The sequence below is a fragment of the Burkholderia sp. L-4 genome (assembly GCF_056856535.1).
The window spans coordinates 1,950,144-1,966,207 of the sequence record NZ_JBXEOX010000001.1; the positions used below are offsets into that span (position 1 = coordinate 1,950,144).

The following is a 16,064-nucleotide window of genomic DNA, read 5'->3' on the forward strand; positions in this document are numbered from 1 at the left end:
GATATTGGTCATGATCGGGCTGCGTGCGCCGCAGCACGCGCATCGGGGTACTTCGACCGGCCCGCGGCACCTGCGTTGCGCAACGCACAACGCCCGTGCGGCCCAACCGTCAAGGAGGCAGACCTATGTGGTATTTCTCGTGGATACTCGGCATCGGCGTGGCGCTCGGCTTCGGCATCATCAACGCGATGTGGCTGGAAGCGGAAGTCTTCTCGCGCGGCGACAGGCGCAACGACGCGTCGGGCACGCGGCCGGGGAGCCAGGCTTCGTGACGCACCTGGTGTTCTTCTGCGGTCACGCCGGCACCGGCAAGACCACGCTCGCGAAGCGGCTCATCGGGCCGCTGATGCGCGCCACCGGCGAGGCGTTCTGCCTGCTCGACAAGGACACGCTGTACGGCCGCTACAGCTCGGCCGCGATGGGCGCGCTCACGGAAGATCCGAACGACCGCGACAGCCCGCTCTACCTGAAACACCTGCGCGATCCCGAATATCACGGCCTGCTCGATACGGCCCGCGACAATCTCGCGCTCGGCATCAGCGCGATCGTCGTCGGCCCGCTGTCGCGCGAAGTGCGCGACCGGCGCATCCTCGATCGCGCGTGGCTCGGCATCGCGCCCGACGTCACGCTGACGGTCGTCTGGGTCCACACGTCGGAAGACGTTGCACACGCACGGATCGTCGCACGCGGCAATCCGAACGATGCCTACAAGCTCGCGCACTGGGACGAATACCGGCAGCGCCGCTTCGTGCCGACCGGCCAGGAATGCGACGGCATCGTGATGTTCGACAACACCGCACCGTCCGACGCGGACGTCGACGCGCTGCTGTACCGCATCGTGCCGCCGCCGCAACCTGCGACGATCGTCCCGCCGCTGCCGGCCTGAGCGCACCGCACCGTTCCCGCCTTGCGCGTCACAAACGACAACGCCGGAAGCGCTGCTGCGCTCCCGGCGTCGTACGGCCCTCGTGCCCGAGGCTGGCGGAGGGTCAGGCGAGCGCGTGCACGCGCTCCATCGTGCCGCCGTCGTACAGCTTGCCGAAGCGGTTCGACAGGAACGCCTTCAGCGACACCTTTTCCTGCGGGATGAAACCGCTCTGCGGCAGCTTCTTTTCGCGGAACAGATCCAGCACCGCGCACATCGCGCCGGCCGTCGTGATCTGGATCGCGCTCATGTGCATCCCGCACACGTCCTTCGCGAAGATCTTGCGCGTGAACACGTCCTGCACGAGCTGGCCGTCCTTCACGCCCGTCACCGTGACGAACACGAGCACGACGTCCTGCTTCGTCGACGGCACCGCACGGCGCATGATCGACTTCAGCGTGTCGCGGTCGGTCGACAGGCGCAGGTCTTCCAGCAGGAACTGGACGAGCTCGCGGTGGCCCGGATAGCGCACCGACTTGTAGTCGAGCGTCTCGACCTTGCCCGACAGCGTCTCGCACAGCGTGCCGAGGCCGCCCGACGTGTTGAACGCTTCGTATTCGGTGCCGTCCAGCGAGAAGTGCTCGAGGCCTTCGAGCGGCTGCACCCACTGCTTGCGGCCGTCGCGGATCGCTTCGCACGGCTGGCAGTATTCGTTGATCAGGCCGTCGACGCTCCACGTCAGGTTGTACTTCAGCGCGTTGGTCGGATACTCGGGCAGCGCGCCGACGCGCATCTTCACGTCGCGCACTTCGCTGAAGCCGTTCACGAGTTCGTGCGCGGCGATGCCGATGAAGCCCGGCGCGAGGCCGCACTGCGGCATGAACGCACGGTCGGAGCCGTCGGCCAGTTCGCGGATCGCGTGGGTGGCGCGCACGTCTTCGGTCAGGTCGAAGTAATGGACGCCGGCAGCCTTCGCGGCGGCGGCAACGTTGACCGCAAGGTAGTAAGGCAGCGCATTGACGAGCGCATCGAAGCCCTTCACTGCTTCGCGAATCGCATTCGCATCGGCGGAATCGACGCGTTGCGTCGCGATGCCTTCGCGCGACAGCTTCGCGAGCGCATCCGCGTCGCGGTCGAACGCGACGACTTCGTAGTCGCCCGTTTCACGCAGCATGTGAGCAATGGTGTGGCCGATCAGACCTGCGCCGACGATGGCGATTTTCATGCGCTTATCTCCTGATGATGGGTTGGTGTTGTGAACGGCGTCGAGCCATGAACACAGTTTAGGGACGCGCAAAATCAGTTCCAAGACGAAGAATGATGCGAAACGACCGATAATTTCGACGTTATGACGATACATTTCGTCGAAACGTCCGATTCATCTAAAAATCGCGTATAAGCGCGCCTGCAGGCAGGCCGTTGCAGGCTTCACGCGCAAGAACGAAGGACGAAGGCGAAGACGAGGAATGGCATGGCGCCGACGCACGAACCGCGCGCGTCAGGAGCGGCACGCCGGTCGAAGCAGGCGACACGAAGGCGTTCGGAAGGAAGAGACGCGCCGGATGCGCAGGCAGGCGACGGCCGGCACCCTGCCCATCAGGCAATGCGCCGGCGGTCGGGACGAATATGGCCGCGGGCGGGCGGCAAGCGAAACCCCGCGACGCCGCGCAAACCCGCGCAATGCACGCGCTGGCACGGTCGTGCACGGCAACGCGTGCGGCAGGTCAGCCGCCGATCGTCCCGCGATCGATCTTGCGCGACAGGATGATCGACGTCGTCGTGCGCTCGACGCCTTCGAGCGTCCCGATCTGGTCGAGCAGGTCGTTGAGCCGTTCGGGCGAATCGGCGCGCAGCCACGCGACGTAGTCGTACTCGCCGCTCACCGCGCACAGCAGCTGCACTTCGGGCATCCGGTCGAGCTTGCGCAATACGTCCTTGCCGAACTTCGGCGTGAGGATGATGCCGACGTACGCATAAATGCTCGCGTCGAGCACGTCCTGCCCGAGCCGCACGCTGTACCCGGCAATCACGTTGGTGCGTTCGAGCCGCGCGATGCGTGCGACGACCGTCGTGCGCGCGACGTCGAGCTGGCGCGCGAGATCCGCGACGCTGGCGCGCGCATCGGCTTGCAGCAGCGCGACGAGTTGCCGGTCGAGATCGTCGAGTTGGTCGAGGCGGGGTGGACGCATGAGGCTGGGCCGGCACGCAACGCGCCGGCTGAGTGGAAGGTGACGCGATGATAGCGCCGAACGCCCGCGTGCCCAACCGGCATCGCCCGAATCCGGGCCTTTCAATTTCGATTCGTATCGGATGTAAGCAAGTGTCGCATTCACTGCCGCGCCGCACGCAACGTGCTACTAATAACGGCGACGCGAGAAGCGCGCTTGCGGCAGTGACCGCCGCGCCCGCTCGCACGACACCACCCCGGAGAGCCAATCATGAAGAAAATCTCGCTCACCCTCGCTACGCTCGCCGTTGCAGCCAGCGCGTTCGCGCAAACCCCGGCACAGCCGCAAGCGCCCGCGCAGGCCCCGGCCACGACGGCCGCGGCGTCGGCCCCGAGCGCCGAGCAGCGCGCGGCACGCCACGAAGCGCGCATCGAGCAGCGCATCAAGTACCTGCACGACCAGTTGAAGATCACGTCGGCGCAGGAACCGCAGTGGAAGACGTTCGCCGACACGATGCGCGACAACGGCGCAACGATGGGCCGCCTCTACAGCGAACGGATGGCCAAGCACGACGTCTCCGCACTCGACGACATGAAGCAGTATGCGGAACTGTCGCAGGCGAACGCCGACGGTGCGAAGAAGCTCGCCGACGCCTTCGCGCCGCTCTACGAGAGCTTCCCGGCCGAGCAGAAGGCGCTGGCCGACACGACGTTCCGCAGCTGGCTGCACCACGGCGGCGAGCATCGCGGCAAGGGCAAGGCGAAGGGCAAGGAAGGCAAGGCGGCAGCCGCGCCGGCCGCCAGCGCACCCGCGCAACCCTGACGCCCTCCCCGCCGGCGCCGTGCTGCCCCGCCCGGGCGGACGGCACCGCGCCTCCGCCGGCGATCGGCGCGCCACACGGCGCGCCGAATTCGGGATAAGCTCCCGGCTTTTCCAGCTTTCCCGTACCTTCCCGCCATGCTCGAACTCAAGCACCTCGATCTGCGTACCGATCCGCAGGCCCGTCGCGTCGTCAAGGACGAAACCGTCGCCGTGGCTTTCGCGGATGCCGACGGCGAACTGATGAGCCTCGAAGGTCCGAACCGCTACGTCGCGGGCGACGCGCTGATCACCGGCTCGACCGGCGATCGCTGGGTCGTGTCGCGCGCACGCTTCGACGCCAAATACCTGCCCGCCGATCCGGCACTCGCGCACGGCACGCCGGGCGCCTACCGGAACCGGCCGGCCGTCGTGCTCGCCCGCCGGATGGACGAGCCGTTCACGATCGCCCGCTCGGAAAACGGCGACACGCTGCGCGGCGTCGCCGGCGACTGGGTCATGCAATACGCGCCCGGCGACTACGGCGTCGTGCAGGCGCAGCGCTTCGCGCAGGTCTACCGCGACGCGTAACCCGCCGCGCCGGAACGATGCCGGCGCACCCGCTCACGCAAAGTCCTCGTCGAGCTCGAGTTCCGCGTTGCGCTCGACGGCCTCGCCGGCCGCATGCCGCTCCTCGAGCGAGCCGAGCATCGCTTCCGTGTACGCATGCAGCACCGCATGGCTGCGCGCACGCTGCATCGGCTTGAGCGCAAGATAGCGCGCGAACGCCGCCGGCACGATGCGGATATCGAGCGTCATCCGCTTCGGCGTCGCGCCGAAACGCATCGCGAGCCAGTGCACGGACAGGAAGCGCCCGCGCGCATCGCTGCTTTCGGCAAAGCGCGTCTGCTCCGGAAAGAGATCGCAGATCACGCGCGCGAGCGCGTCGAATTCCGCGCTCTGGCATTCGATCAGATAGTCATCCATTACGCTCCCCCGTCAGGCTGCCGTTCGCGACGGCCGGCACGTCTTCACCAGCACGGCGACCAGGACCGCGCCCAGCACGAAATACGCGGCCTCGACCCACGCGGCCGGCAGCACGCGCACCTGGTACAGCAGCGTCGGCACGGCCGCGAGCGCATGCAGCACGATCGCGAGCGGCAACACGCCCGCGCGGCCGGCGCGCACGCCGCGCCAGACCAGCACCGACAGCGCGAGCTGCACCGTGAACGCCGCGCAGCGTTCGAGCAGCAACAACAGGATCGACTGCGCCGACAGCGTCGCGAGCATCATGTGCAGCCGCACCACGGTGTCGACCGGCAGGTCGGACAACTGCGTCTCGAGCTGGCCGCGGCTCGCGAGCCACGCGAGATACGACCACTGGCCCCACACGAGCACGCCGACGAACCATGCTTCGGCGCCGGCATGACCGATCCCGTAGCCAATCCCGCGGCCGTCGCCGGCCGACTCGCCGTAGCGGCGGTTCAGGAAACGCATCCCGAGATAGCGGCCGGCTTCCTCGAATACGGCCGTCGCGAGCGCGCTGTACGCGACGAACGCGAGCGGCTGCGTCAGCCAGCCGTCCTCCGGCGTGCGGCTCAGCACGAGCCCGTGAAACGCGCGCTCGGCGATCATCGCAAACAGCGTGAAGACGGCGACGCCGACGATCGTGTCGCGGCGATTGAGCGCAAGCGGCTTGCGCAGGATGCGGAAGAGGACGAGCGGCAGCAGCGCGATGATCAGCGTGGCGGCGATCAGCAGCGCCAGCGTGACGGGAGCGACAGTCATGTATTTCCTTGTTCGGGGCAGCGCACCTGACGCGCTGCGTGCCCCGCATGATACTCAGCTTGTGGTCGACGCGCGCGCACACAGCTCGCCGGGCAGCATCGCGACGCGTACGTCGCCCGCCGCGCCGTCGATCCGCTCGTGCACGAATTCGACGGCCTTGTAGCCGATTTCGTAGGTCGGCTGACGAATCGTCGTGATGCCGATCAGCTCGGCCCATTCCGGATCGTCGATCGACAGCAGCGCCGCCTTCTGCTGCCACGCGGCGCCGAAACGCGCACGCAGGTGGCGCGCGATCGCGAGCGCGACCGGCGCGTTCGCGGCGAACAGCGCCGCACGCACGCCGCGCCGCGCGGCGGCGTCGATGCGGGTGTCGATGTCGGCCAGCGCCGCGGCGGCCGCGTCGGGCGCGTTCAGGTCGAGCACGACCGTCGGCGGCACCGGCAGCCCGCGCGCGTCGAGCGCCGCGCGGAATGCCGCCTCGCGCACGCGCCGCGAGCTGACGCGCTCGAACGGCTGCACGACGAAATGGATCGCGTCGAAGCCGTGTTCGACCAGGTGCGCGAGCGCCATCTCGATCGCGTCGGCGTTGTCGAGGCCGATCAGGTCGGCCTCGAAGCCCTCGACCGTCCGATCGACGAGCACGGCCGGGATCCCCGCGCCGCGCAACGGGCGCAGCACGTCCTCCTCCGCGCCGAGCGCGTTGACGATCAGCCCTTCGACCCGGTAGGTCGTGAGCAGCTGCAGGAAGCGCCGCTCCATCTCGACCTCGTTCGCCGCGTGACAGATGAGCGGCATGTAGCCGAGCGCATGGCACGCGGCCTCGACGCCCTGCAGCACTTCGACGGTGTAGGGATTGGTCAGGTCGGCCGCGAGCATGCCGAGCAGCCGGTTGCGGCCGCGCTTGAGCCCGCGCGCCATCTGGTTCGGCCGGTAGTTGAGCCGCGCGATCGCCGACTCGATCCGCTGGCGCAGATCGACGGACAGCACGTGGGTTTCGCCGTTCAGGTAGCGCGACACGCTGGTCTTGCCCGTGCCGGCCTCGCGCGCGACGTCGCTGATCGTCGCCGGACGCGTCGTGGAAGGTTGCGAATCGGTCACTGTCGTGCCTCGCGACGTACGATCCGCGCCGCTTCGTGAGCAGACGGATCTTTGTTGTTGGAAACGTAAGCCACCCGGCGGACTCCCCTGTCTGAGCGCTTCTGCGCCTGCGCCGGCCCCGTGTTTCGCGGTCGACCAGCGCCCGCCAGTCGCGTGCATCGGCAATCGGCCGCCCGGACCTGGCGCGGATCCCCGCCGCGCGACGCCACCGGCAGTGTAGCCGGCGCGTCGATGCAACGAGAGCGGGCGATCATAACGCAGCCGGCCCGCCCGCACCAAGACCCTCGACTCTAACCGTGCCCGCGCCGTCCCGGCCGGGTGCCGGCGGCGGCTCAGGCGTGCGCGAGCGCGTCCGGATTGACGAGATTCGTGCGCAGCGTGCCGGCCAGCGCGCCGACCAGGTTTTCCGCGGCGCAGCGCGCCATCGCGTGGCGCGTCTCGTGCGTCGCCGAGCCGATATGCGGCAGCGCGACGACGTTCTTCATCCGCAGCAGCGGCGAATCCGCCGGCAGCGGCTCCTGCTCGAACACGTCGAGCCCCGCCCCGCGGATCGTGCCCGCGCGCAGCGCGTCGACCAGCGCGGCCTCGTCGACGACGGGCCCGCGCGACGCGTTGATCAGGATCGCGCCGCGCTTCATCTTCGCGAATTCGGGTGCGCCGATCAGGTGGCGCGTCTCCGGCGACAGCGGCACCTGCACGCACACGAAATCCGACTGGGCGAGCAACGCGTCGAGCGTCACGCGCCGTGCGCCGTACTGCGTCTCGGCTTCCGCATGCGCGGAGCGGTTCGCGTACAGCACCTGCATCCGGAAGCCGAGCGCCGCGCGGCGCGCGACCGCGCCGCCGATCCGGCCGAGCCCGACGATGCCGAGCGTCTTGCCCTGCACGTCGGTCCCGTACAGGTCGGGGCGGATGCTGCGATGCCAGTGGCCGGCCTTGACCCACTCGGCCAGTTCGACCACGCGCCGCGCGGACGCCAGGATCAGCGAGAACACCGTATCGGCGGTCGACTCGGTCAGCACGTCGGGCGTATGCGCGAGCACGATGCCGCGGCGCGTGAGATCGGCGACGTCGAAGTTGTCGTAGCCGACCGAGATCGTTGACCACGCCTTCAGCCGCGGGGCGCGATCGAGCATCTGCGGCGTGACCTTCAGGCTCGCGCCGATCGCGCCGTCCGCGTCGCCGAGTGCGGCGGCAAGCGCATCGGCGCCATCGGCCTGCACGACGTCCGCATGCTCGCGCAGGTACGCGAGGACGTCATCGGGCAGCGGCTTGTACGCGACGATACGGGGCTTCATGTTTCATTTTCCTTGCAGCGGCGCGGCGAGCGGATGCGCATCGCGCGCCTGGGGTTTGACGGACAGCGTGAGGATCACCGCGGCGACGAGCGCGGCGCTCATGAACGCATACGATGCGACGGGCGACCCGGTCGCACCGTTCAGGTAGCCGACGAAGTACGAGCCGACGAACGAGCCGAGCGCGCCCATGCTGTTGATCAGCGCCATCGCGCCGCCGGCGACGTTCTTCGGCAGCAGTTCCGGCACGATCGCGAAGAACGGGCCGTACGGCGCATACATCGCCGCGCCCGCGACGACCAGGAGCGCATACGAGATCCAGAAATGCGACGAGCCGAGCGCGTACGACGCGGCGAACGCGGCCGCGCCGATCAGCAGGAACGGCCACACGAAGCCGCGACGCGAGCCGACCTTGTCGGAGGCCCACGAGGCGGCAAGCATCGCGATCGTCGCCGCCAGATACGGCAGCGCGGACAGCCAGCCGGTCGCGACCATCCCGAGCTCGGAACCGTTCTTGACGATCGACGGCAGCCACAGCACGAAGCCGTACACGCCGATGCTCCAGCAGAAATACTGTGCGCACAGCTTGATCACGGCCGGCGAGCGGAATGCCTCGCCATAGTTGCGCACGGGCTTGATCGCCGCCTGCTCGGCCGCGAGCGCGGCGTCGAGGTCACGCTTTTCCTGTGCCGAGAGCCACGGCGAATCGGCCGGCTTGTCCTGCACGAGGAACCACCAGCACACGGCCCAGATGACGGCCGGCACGCCTTCGGCGATGAACATGTGGCGCCAGCCGAATTCATGCACGAGATAACCCGACACGATCGACATCCACAGCACCGTGACCGGGTTGCCGAGGATCAGGAACGTGTTCGCGCGCGAGCGCTCGTTCTTCGTGAACCAGTTGCTGATGTAGATCAGCATCGCCGGCATCACGGCCGCTTCGACGACACCGAGCACGAAGCGGATCGCCATCAGCGACGGGATGTTGCTGACCACGCCCGTGAGCGCCGCGCAGGCGCCCCACAGGATCAGGCTGACGAACACGAGCTTCTTCACGCTGCGGCGCTCCGCATAGATCGCGCCGGGGATCTGGAAGAAGAAGTAGCCGAGGAAGAACAGCGCGCCGATCAGCGACGACAGGCCCTTGCTGACCCCCAGGTCCTGGTTGATGCCGGCCGCCGCCGCGAACCCGTAGTTCGCGCGATCGAGGTAAGCGAGGCTGTACGTGATGAACACGATCGGCATGATCGTCCACCAGCGTCGGGTTGCAAGATTGGCTGCCATGAGCGTGTCTCCGTATGTCGACCGGACTGGGTGCCTGGGCACCCGTCGGCCTGGAACAAAACTGCGTGTGCGTCGCACACGAAATGGATCCGCGGATTGTGCCGTGTCCGGCCTCTCATTGCGCGGTGACGGTTTCCTCTAAGCGATCGGTGCGATTGCTGACATTTTCGAGCCGGTCGAGGGCTTCACGCGTCGGCAACCCTTCCGAATCGCCGATCACCTGGATGGCGAGCGCGCCGATCCGGTTGCCGCGCGCGACGGCCTGCTCGACGCTGCGGCCTTCCAGCAACGCGCTGACCACGCCGACCGCGAAACCGTCGCCGGCGCCGACCGTGTCGACCACCCGTTCGACGCGCTCGCCCACGACCGTGCCCTCGCGGCCGTCGGCCGTGCGGAAATACGCGCCTTCGGCGCCGAGCTTGATCACGACGCCGCGCGCACCCTGCGCGAGATAGAAGCCCGCGATGTCGGCCGGCGTGTCGTGCCCGGTGAGCTGCTGCCCTTCGGCGAGGCCCGGCAGCACCCAGTCGGCGAGCGTCGCGAGCGCGTTCAGCGTTTTCGCCATCACGTCGGCGGACGGCCACAGCGTCGGGCGCAGGTTCGGGTCGAACGAGATCGTCTTGCCGGCCGCGCGCATTTCGCGCGCCAGCTGGAACGCCAGCTCGCACGAGGTCGCGGAGATCGCCGGCGCGACGCCCGTCAGGTGCAGGTGGCGCGCGCCGAGCACGTAGTCGGCCACGTAGTCGTCGCACGACAGATGGCTCGCGGCCGAGCCCTTGCGGAAATATTCGACGGTCGGATCGCTGCCGTCGTCGTTGCGCGACTTCAGCTGGAAACCGGTCGGGTAACGCGGATCGACCGTCACGCACGACGCGTCGATGCCTTCGCGCGCCAGCGTGTCGAGCACGTAGCCGCCGAACGAATCGCGGCCCACGCGGCTCATCCAGCCGACCCGGAAACCGAGCCGCGACAGGCCGATCGCGACGTTCAGGTCGGCGCCCGCGATCCGCTTCGTGAATTGCCCCGCCTGCGCGAGATGGCCGGGCTCGGCCGCGACGAACATCGCCATCGCTTCGCCGTAGGTCACGACATCGAGTGCTGCTTTCATGAATGAACTCCTCGGGATGCTGGTGCGGTCACGCGGCCGCGAGCCATGCGACCCGGCGACATGCATCGCCCGCCGGATCGGCCGCGTCGAACGGAAACTCGATGCCGCGCGGCGCGTGCGGCGGCAGCGCCGCGAGCACGCCTGTCACGAGCGCGTCGTCCGGTGCCGGCGCGACCGCGAAACGGCGCGCGCCTTCGCCTTCGACGGCCTTGCAGTGAATGTATTCGACATGCGGCGCGAGCACCTGCGCGCAATCGAGCGGCGCTTCGCCCGGCCACTGCCAGTTGCCGATGTCGAACGTCATCCCGAGCGCATCGCGCACGCCAGCCGCGGCCAGCGCGTCGAACAGCCCGCGGAACTGCATGAGCGCCCCGCCGACCGGAAGCTGGCCGTTCTCGACCACCACACGCGCCTTGGCGCCGCGCGACAGCGCGACGATGTCGGCCGCGTGCGCGTCGCCGGCGAAACCGCCGAGCTGGAATTTCACGAAGCGCGCGCCGAGCGCGTCGGCTTCCGCGAGCGCGTCGTGCAACGCATCGGCGTCGAGCGCACCCGTTTCCGTGTACAGCGTGGCCGGCGTCGAGTACACCGACCACAGCCCGTGGCCGGCGATCTGCGCGCCGAGCGCGGTCAGCGCGCCGGGCGTCGCATCGTCGTCCGACGCGAACAGTTCGCGCCGCACCTCGAAGCCGGTCGCGCCGGATGCCGCGACGGTCGCGATGAATGCACTGTGGCCCTCCTGGCGCACCCGGTCCATCCCGAATGCGTTCGCCACGATCACGATGTCTGCCATTTTGCCCTTTTTTACCGGAATGGAACCGGTTCCATTTGCTTGAGACGGATGGTGCGCCTCGCGCCGGAGCCACGCCATAGAGGAAATCCCTAAGACCTGGCGGGACGCAAACGCGCGCCCGGCAGCCCGCAACGCCCGTTCCCGCGCGGGCCCGGCAGGCGGTTTCGGCGCCTCAGGCGAGGTCCTGCGCGAGGCTCATGTCGAGGAATTGCGCGGCCACGCGCGACGGCGCGCCGCCGTGCGGCACGAGAATGGAGAAATGCCGGGTGAGCGGCGCCGGCGCGAGCGAGCGCAGCACGAGCGCCGCATCCGGGTGACGCAGCGACATCGCGGACACGAAGCCGACGCCCATCCCCGCGCGCACGGCCTCCTTCACGGCCTCGACCCCGGCGATCTCGAACGCGACGCGCATCGGCGCGCCGCCGTGCGCGAACGCGCGCTCGACGAGTTGCCGCACGGCCGACCCTTCCTCGCGCAACACGAGCGGGTGCGCGGCGAGCGCATCGAGCGTCACCCCCGCGTCGTAGGGTGGCGCGGCCAGCGGATGGCCGGCCGGCACGATCGCGACGATCTCGTCCTCGTGCCACGCATGGACGGCCGTACCGGGCGGCAGCGCCTCGCCGGGCGGCCCCTCGATCAGCGCGATGTCGAGCGACGGCAGCGCGGCGACGACGTCGGCCGTATTGCCGCTCATCGTCTGGATGGTCACGCGCGGCGCAAGCGGCTGGAACGCCGCGATCAGGTACGGCAGCAGGTAGCTCGCGGGCGTCGTGCTCGCGCCGATGCGCAGCGTGCCGGCCTCGAGCCCGCGCACCGCGTCGCGAAACGCACGCGCCTGCGCGAACGTGTCGCGTTGCGCCTTCGCGTACTGCGCGAGCTGCTCGCCGACCGGCGTGAGGCGAATGCCACGGCCGTCGCGCTGGTACAGCGGCTCGCCGAATTCGTCCTGCAGCAGCCGCAACTGGCCCGACACGGCCGGCTGCGACAGATGCAGCGCCACGGCGGCGTGGCTGATGTTCAGGTGTTCGGCGACGGCGGCGAACGTTATCAGTTGATCCGGGGTCATGGGGACGAATTATCGGCTTTCCGGATAGTTTACGTCACAAATCACAATTTTTCATATCGATATAACAAAATTAGGATTACAGCATCGCCACACGCTCCATCACGGTGCTCTCATGTCCACTGCTCCGACTCCCCCTCTCAGCCATGCCGCGCCGTCGATGCGCGGACAGTTGAACGGCGTGCTGTTCGTCGCGCTGTTCGCCGCCGCCGTCACGAGCCTGTCCGAGCTTCCCGCGATCGCGGGGCTCGGCCTGTCGCCGCTGATCGTCGGCATCGTCGCCGGCGCGCTGTACGGCAATGCGCTGCGCGACGGCATGCCGGCCAGCTGGGCCGCCGGCGTGAACTTCTCCGCGCGCAAGCTGCTGCGCATCGCGGTCGCGTTCTTCGGGTTGCGCGTGAGCCTGCAGGAAATCGCGCAGGTCGGCCTGCCGGGCCTCGCGGTATCGGTGCTGGTCGTCGTCAGCACGCTCGCGATCGGCACCTGGGCCGGCATGAAGCTGATGAAGCTCGACCGCGACGCCGCGCTGCTGACCGCCGCCGGCAGCGCGATCTGCGGCGCGGCCGCCGTGCTCGCGTTCGAATCGACGCTGCAGTCGAAGCCGCACCAGAGCGCGATGGCCGTGGGCAGCGTCGTGCTGTTCGGCACGCTGTCGATGTTCCTGTACCCGGTCGCGTATCACGCCGGGCTGCTGAACCTCGATCCGGCCGGCCTCGGCCTGTTCTTCGGCGGCACGATCCACGAAGTCGCGCAGGTCGTCGGGGCGGCCAGCGACATCAGCCCGGAGGTCGCACACGTCGCGACGATCGTGAAGATGACGCGCGTGATGCTGCTGGTCCCCGTGCTGCTGGTGCTCGGCTGGTGGCTCGCCCGCTCGGCGCGGGCAACGGCCGGCGGCGCGCACGGCAAGCGCAAGGTGGCGGTACCCTGGTTCGCGCTCGGCTTCCTCGGCTTCGTGATCGTCAATTCGCTGAACGTGCTGCCGACCGACGTCACGCATACGCTGAACGTGCTCGACACCTTCGCGCTGACGATGGCGATGACCGCGCTCGGCATCGAGACCCGCGTCGCGCAGATCCGCGCCGCCGGCCCGCGTGCGCTGATGACCGGCCTGATCCTGTACGTGTGGCTGCTCGTCGGCGGCTACGGGATCACCTGGGCCGTGCAGCACTGGCTTGGCTGAATTGCCCGCCCGTGACACTTCGCGCGCCGCGCCCGACGGGACCGTCCCGCCGGCGCGGCGCGGTGCTATGCTTCGCGTCGTTTTCCATCGCCCTCTTTCAGCCGTGCTCTCGTTCCTGCTGAAGCTGCGTACTCGCGCCCAAAAGCTGTTCCGCCTGTCGGACGCCCACACGATGCTGATCTGGTCGGCCATCGTCGGCGTCGGCGGCGCCTTCGCCACGATGGCGTTCCGCGAAGGCATCGACCTGATGCAGCGCCTGATCTCGGGGCACAGCGGCAGCTTCGTGCTGATGGCCAAGAGCCTGCCGTGGTACGTCCGGTTCTGGATGCCGGCGGCGGGCGGCTTCCTCGCCGGCTGCGTGCTGCTGCTCGCGACGCGCGGCGACAGGCAAGCCGCCAAGACCGACTACATGGAATCCGTCGCGCTCGGCAACGGCGTCGTGCCGGTACGGCAGAGCCTGTGGCGCAGCGTGTCGTCGCTGCTGACGATCGGCACCGGCGGCTCGATCGGCCGCGAGGGCCCGATGGTGCAGCTCGCGGCGCTCGCCGCGTCGCTCGTCGGCCGCTTCGCGCACTTCGACCCGCCGCGCCTGCGCCTGCTGGTCGCTTGCGGGGCCGCCGCCGGCATCACGTCCGCCTACAACGCGCCGATCGCGGGCGCGTTCTTCGTGTCGGAAATCGTGCTCGGCACGATCGCGATGGAGAGCTTCGGACCGATGGTGGTCGCGTCGGTCGTCGCGAATATCGTGATGCGCGAATTCGCCGGTTACCGGCCGCCGTACGAGATGCCGGTGTTTCCGGCCGTCACGGGCCCCGAGGTCCTGCCGTTCGTCGTGCTCGGCGCGCTGTGCGGCGTGCTCGCGCCGCAGTTCCTGCACCTGCTCGACGCGTCGAAGCACCAGTTCAAGCGGCTGCCCGTGCCGCTGCCCGTGCGGCTCGCGCTCGGCGGCCTCGTCGTCGGCGTGATCTCGGTGTGGATTCCGGACGTCTGGGGCAACGGCTACAGCGTCGTGAACCACATCCTTCATGCGCCGTGGACCTGGCAGGCGCTCGTCGCGGTGCTCGTGTTCAAGGTGATCGCGACGGCCGCGACGGCCGGCTCGGGCGCGATCGGCGGCGTGTTCACGCCGACGCTGTTCGTCGGCGCGGTGTTCGGCTCGCTGTTCGGGCTCGCGATGGACGCGCTGTGGCCCGGCCATACGTCGGCCTATTTCGCGTATGCGATCGTCGGGATGGGGGCGTTCATGGCGGGCGCCACGCAGGCGCCGCTGATGGCGATCCTGATGATCTTCGAGATGACGCTGAGCTACCAGGTCGTGCTGCCGCTGCTGGTGTCGTGCGTGTTCGCGTACTTCGTCGCGCGCGCGACGGGCACGACGTCGATGTACGAGATCACGCAGCACCACTACCAGGATGCACAGGAGCGGCAGCGGCTGCGCACCACGCAGATGCGCGAGCTGATCCAGCCCGCGCAGACGGTCGTCCCGCTCACCGCGAGCGTCGCCGACATGACGCGCGTGTTTCTCGAATACCCGGTGAAGTATCTGTACGTGACCGACGACGCGGGACGCTTTCGCGGCGCGGTCGCGCTGAAGGACATCACGTCGGACCTGCTCGACAAGCGCGACACGGCCGACAAGACGGCCGCGCACTACGCGCACACGCCGTTTCCGCTGCTCACGCCCGACATGCCGCTCGCGACCGCGCTCGAACGCTTCATGGCGTTCCAGGGCGAACGGCTGCCGGTCATCGAAAGCGAAGCCGAACCGACGCTCGCGGGGGTCGTCTACAAGACCTCGCTGCTCGACGCCTACCGCCGGATGACCGGCGAGCGCTGACGCGCGCAGCCGGCCCAACCGCGCCGGTCAGTCCGGCGTGCGCCCCAGCACGACCCGCGCGAAGAACCCCGCCAGCACCGATTCGGCCACGTCGGCCGACACGTGCTGCGGATCGGCCGTGTAGTACGACTGCACGCCGTCGCACAGGCACATCAACCCGAACGCGAGCGTGTCCGCCGGCAGCAGCAGCGGCGTGCCGGACCGTTCGGCGAAGCGCTCGATGAACTCGGCCATCTGCACGCGCTTGCCGTGCAGGAACTGGTTGAAGCGCACGCGGAACTTCGCGTCGCGCGCGGCCTGCAGCTTCGCCTCGCCCCACAGCAGCGAATACTCGTCGTCGCGAAACAGCGTGCGGTAATACGCGAGCGACATCGACTCCATCTGCTCGCGCGATCCGCCGCCTTCGAAAATCGCCTCGAAATCGGCCCGTACCTCCGCGTGGTTGCGCTCCAGCAATTCCAGCAGCAGGTCGGACTTGCTGCGGAAGTTCGAATAGAACGCGCCGCGCGTATAGCCGGCCGCCGCCGCGACGTCCTCGACGCTCGCGGCCACATAACCTTTCTTCAGAAAAATGCGATGCGCGGCTTTCAGCAGACGTTCGCGCGTCTGGTCCCTGCTCTGCTCGCGAGTTAAGCGCTGTGGTTTCATGGCGCGCAGTCTAGCACCATTCCCCTTTCAGATTCATCTTTGCATTCAGATACAGGTGTGTATTAGAATTCGCCACAGTTTTCGAAAGTGCTGTCCGCGCGCCCGTGCCGGCGCCGTTTGGGGCAAGCGCCCG

Annotated in this window: 17 protein-coding genes; 6 read left to right on the forward strand and 11 right to left on the reverse strand. The window is 68.6% G+C overall.

Features of this window, described 5'->3' with window-relative positions:
- Window positions 1–125: 125 nt before the first annotated feature.
- Window positions 126–272, forward strand: a complete 147-nt coding sequence (gene cydX / locus AC1VVG_RS09055) for a cytochrome bd-I oxidase subunit CydX (protein WP_049032060.1) — start codon at window positions 126–128, stop codon at window positions 270–272.
- Complete coding sequence (locus AC1VVG_RS09060) at window positions 269–886, forward strand: P-loop nucleotide/nucleoside kinase family protein (protein WP_034186836.1); 618 nt, start codon at window positions 269–271, stop codon at window positions 884–886. Before cydX ends, AC1VVG_RS09060 begins: the two co-directional genes overlap by 4 nt.
- A gap of 103 nt (window positions 887–989) precedes the next feature.
- On the opposite strand, the gene AC1VVG_RS09065 is transcribed toward AC1VVG_RS09060, so the two are convergent.
- Window positions 990–2,090, reverse strand: a complete 1,101-nt coding sequence (locus AC1VVG_RS09065; RefSeq protein WP_034186835.1) for a saccharopine dehydrogenase family protein — start codon at window positions 2,088–2,090, stop codon at window positions 990–992.
- A gap of 499 nt (window positions 2,091–2,589) precedes the next feature.
- Window positions 2,590–3,054: an Lrp/AsnC family transcriptional regulator gene (locus AC1VVG_RS09070; protein ID WP_006481526.1), complete on the reverse strand. Its 465-nt coding sequence runs from the start codon at window positions 3,052–3,054 to the stop codon at window positions 2,590–2,592.
- A 249-nt stretch (window positions 3,055–3,303) separates the two neighbouring features.
- Here AC1VVG_RS09070 and AC1VVG_RS09075 point away from each other — a divergent pair, with 249 nt between their 5' ends.
- A complete protein-coding gene (locus AC1VVG_RS09075) occupies window positions 3,304–3,855 on the forward strand; it encodes a Spy/CpxP family protein refolding chaperone (RefSeq protein WP_034186834.1) in 552 nt (183 codons plus the stop codon).
- Window positions 3,856–3,990: 135 nt separating this feature from the next.
- Window positions 3,991–4,422 carry a PGDYG domain-containing protein gene (locus AC1VVG_RS09080; RefSeq protein ID WP_034186833.1) on the forward strand — a complete coding sequence of 144 codons (432 nt, stop codon included), beginning with the start codon at window positions 3,991–3,993 and terminating at the stop codon, window positions 4,420–4,422.
- A 33-nt stretch (window positions 4,423–4,455) separates the two neighbouring features.
- Here AC1VVG_RS09080 and AC1VVG_RS09085 read toward each other — a convergent pair whose 3' ends face one another.
- The 8 genes from AC1VVG_RS09085 to AC1VVG_RS09120 form a co-directional block, all read right to left on the reverse strand.
- Window positions 4,456–4,818 (reverse strand): DUF3022 domain-containing protein, encoded by a 363-nt coding sequence (locus AC1VVG_RS09085; protein WP_034186832.1) that lies wholly within the window; start codon window positions 4,816–4,818, stop codon window positions 4,456–4,458.
- Between the two features lie 12 nt (window positions 4,819–4,830).
- On the reverse strand, window positions 4,831–5,619 hold the full coding sequence (locus tag AC1VVG_RS09090) for a YhfC family intramembrane metalloprotease (protein ID WP_482835530.1): 789 nt from the start codon (window positions 5,617–5,619) through the stop codon (window positions 4,831–4,833).
- Between the two features lie 54 nt (window positions 5,620–5,673).
- Window positions 5,674–6,717, reverse strand: coding sequence for a LacI family DNA-binding transcriptional regulator (locus AC1VVG_RS09095; RefSeq protein ID WP_034186830.1), 1,044 nt, complete (start codon window positions 6,715–6,717; stop codon window positions 5,674–5,676).
- A 332-nt stretch (window positions 6,718–7,049) separates the two neighbouring features.
- A complete protein-coding gene (locus tag AC1VVG_RS09100) occupies window positions 7,050–8,015 on the reverse strand; it encodes an NAD(P)-dependent oxidoreductase (protein ID WP_482835531.1) in 966 nt (321 codons plus the stop codon).
- Between the two features lie 3 nt (window positions 8,016–8,018).
- Entirely contained in the window at window positions 8,019–9,299 is a 1,281-nt protein-coding gene (locus AC1VVG_RS09105; protein WP_034186828.1) for an MFS transporter, read from the reverse strand.
- A 115-nt stretch (window positions 9,300–9,414) separates the two neighbouring features.
- Entirely contained in the window at window positions 9,415–10,407 is a 993-nt protein-coding gene (locus tag AC1VVG_RS09110) for a sugar kinase (protein WP_034186827.1), read from the reverse strand.
- Between the two features lie 28 nt (window positions 10,408–10,435).
- The gene (locus AC1VVG_RS09115) at window positions 10,436–11,200 is read right to left on the reverse strand and encodes a sugar phosphate isomerase/epimerase family protein (protein ID WP_482835532.1); all 765 of its coding nucleotides are present in this window, start codon (window positions 11,198–11,200) and stop codon (window positions 10,436–10,438) included.
- A gap of 172 nt (window positions 11,201–11,372) precedes the next feature.
- Window positions 11,373–12,266, reverse strand: coding sequence for a LysR family transcriptional regulator (locus AC1VVG_RS09120; protein ID WP_482835533.1), 894 nt, complete (start codon window positions 12,264–12,266; stop codon window positions 11,373–11,375).
- A gap of 112 nt (window positions 12,267–12,378) precedes the next feature.
- Here AC1VVG_RS09120 and AC1VVG_RS09125 point away from each other — a divergent pair, with 112 nt between their 5' ends.
- Window positions 12,379–13,446: a YeiH family protein gene (locus tag AC1VVG_RS09125; protein ID WP_034186824.1), complete on the forward strand. Its 1,068-nt coding sequence runs from the start codon at window positions 12,379–12,381 to the stop codon at window positions 13,444–13,446.
- A 103-nt stretch (window positions 13,447–13,549) separates the two neighbouring features.
- Complete coding sequence (locus AC1VVG_RS09130; RefSeq protein ID WP_197423870.1) at window positions 13,550–15,283, forward strand: ClcB-like voltage-gated chloride channel protein; 1,734 nt, start codon at window positions 13,550–13,552, stop codon at window positions 15,281–15,283.
- Window positions 15,284–15,310: 27 nt separating this feature from the next.
- Here the strand turns inward: AC1VVG_RS09130 and AC1VVG_RS09135 are convergent, their stop codons facing one another.
- Window positions 15,311–15,931, reverse strand: a complete 621-nt coding sequence (locus AC1VVG_RS09135; protein WP_034186822.1) for a TetR/AcrR family transcriptional regulator — start codon at window positions 15,929–15,931, stop codon at window positions 15,311–15,313.
- Window positions 15,932–16,064 lie beyond the last annotated feature (133 nt).

What these genes read in the sequence shown, in the direction of transcription:
- AC1VVG_RS09100 (WP_482835531.1), bottom strand. Translation starts at nt 8,015, where the DNA reads ATGAAGCCCCGTATCGTCGCGTACAAGCCGCTGCCCGATGACGTCCTC.
- AC1VVG_RS09110 (WP_034186827.1), bottom strand. Translation starts at nt 10,407, where the DNA reads ATGAAAGCAGCACTCGATGTCGTGACCTACGGCGAAGCGATGGCGATG.
- AC1VVG_RS09085 (WP_034186832.1), bottom strand. Translation starts at nt 4,818, where the DNA reads ATGGATGACTATCTGATCGAATGCCAGAGCGCGGAATTCGACGCGCTC.
- AC1VVG_RS09125 (WP_034186824.1), top strand. Translation starts at nt 12,379, where the DNA reads ATGTCCACTGCTCCGACTCCCCCTCTCAGCCATGCCGCGCCGTCGATG.
- AC1VVG_RS09115 (WP_482835532.1), bottom strand. Translation starts at nt 11,200, where the DNA reads ATGGCAGACATCGTGATCGTGGCGAACGCATTCGGGATGGACCGGGTG.
- AC1VVG_RS09065 (WP_034186835.1), bottom strand. Translation starts at nt 2,090, where the DNA reads ATGAAAATCGCCATCGTCGGCGCAGGTCTGATCGGCCACACCATTGCT.
- AC1VVG_RS09070 (WP_006481526.1), bottom strand. Translation starts at nt 3,054, where the DNA reads ATGCGTCCACCCCGCCTCGACCAACTCGACGATCTCGACCGGCAACTC.
- AC1VVG_RS09080 (WP_034186833.1), top strand. Translation starts at nt 3,991, where the DNA reads ATGCTCGAACTCAAGCACCTCGATCTGCGTACCGATCCGCAGGCCCGT.
- AC1VVG_RS09105 (WP_034186828.1), bottom strand. Translation starts at nt 9,299, where the DNA reads ATGGCAGCCAATCTTGCAACCCGACGCTGGTGGACGATCATGCCGATC.
- AC1VVG_RS09075 (WP_034186834.1), top strand. Translation starts at nt 3,304, where the DNA reads ATGAAGAAAATCTCGCTCACCCTCGCTACGCTCGCCGTTGCAGCCAGC.
- AC1VVG_RS09090 (WP_482835530.1), bottom strand. Translation starts at nt 5,619, where the DNA reads ATGACTGTCGCTCCCGTCACGCTGGCGCTGCTGATCGCCGCCACGCTG.
- AC1VVG_RS09135 (WP_034186822.1), bottom strand. Translation starts at nt 15,931, where the DNA reads ATGAAACCACAGCGCTTAACTCGCGAGCAGAGCAGGGACCAGACGCGC.
- cydX (WP_049032060.1), top strand. Translation starts at nt 126, where the DNA reads ATGTGGTATTTCTCGTGGATACTCGGCATCGGCGTGGCGCTCGGCTTC.
- AC1VVG_RS09120 (WP_482835533.1), bottom strand. Translation starts at nt 12,266, where the DNA reads ATGACCCCGGATCAACTGATAACGTTCGCCGCCGTCGCCGAACACCTG.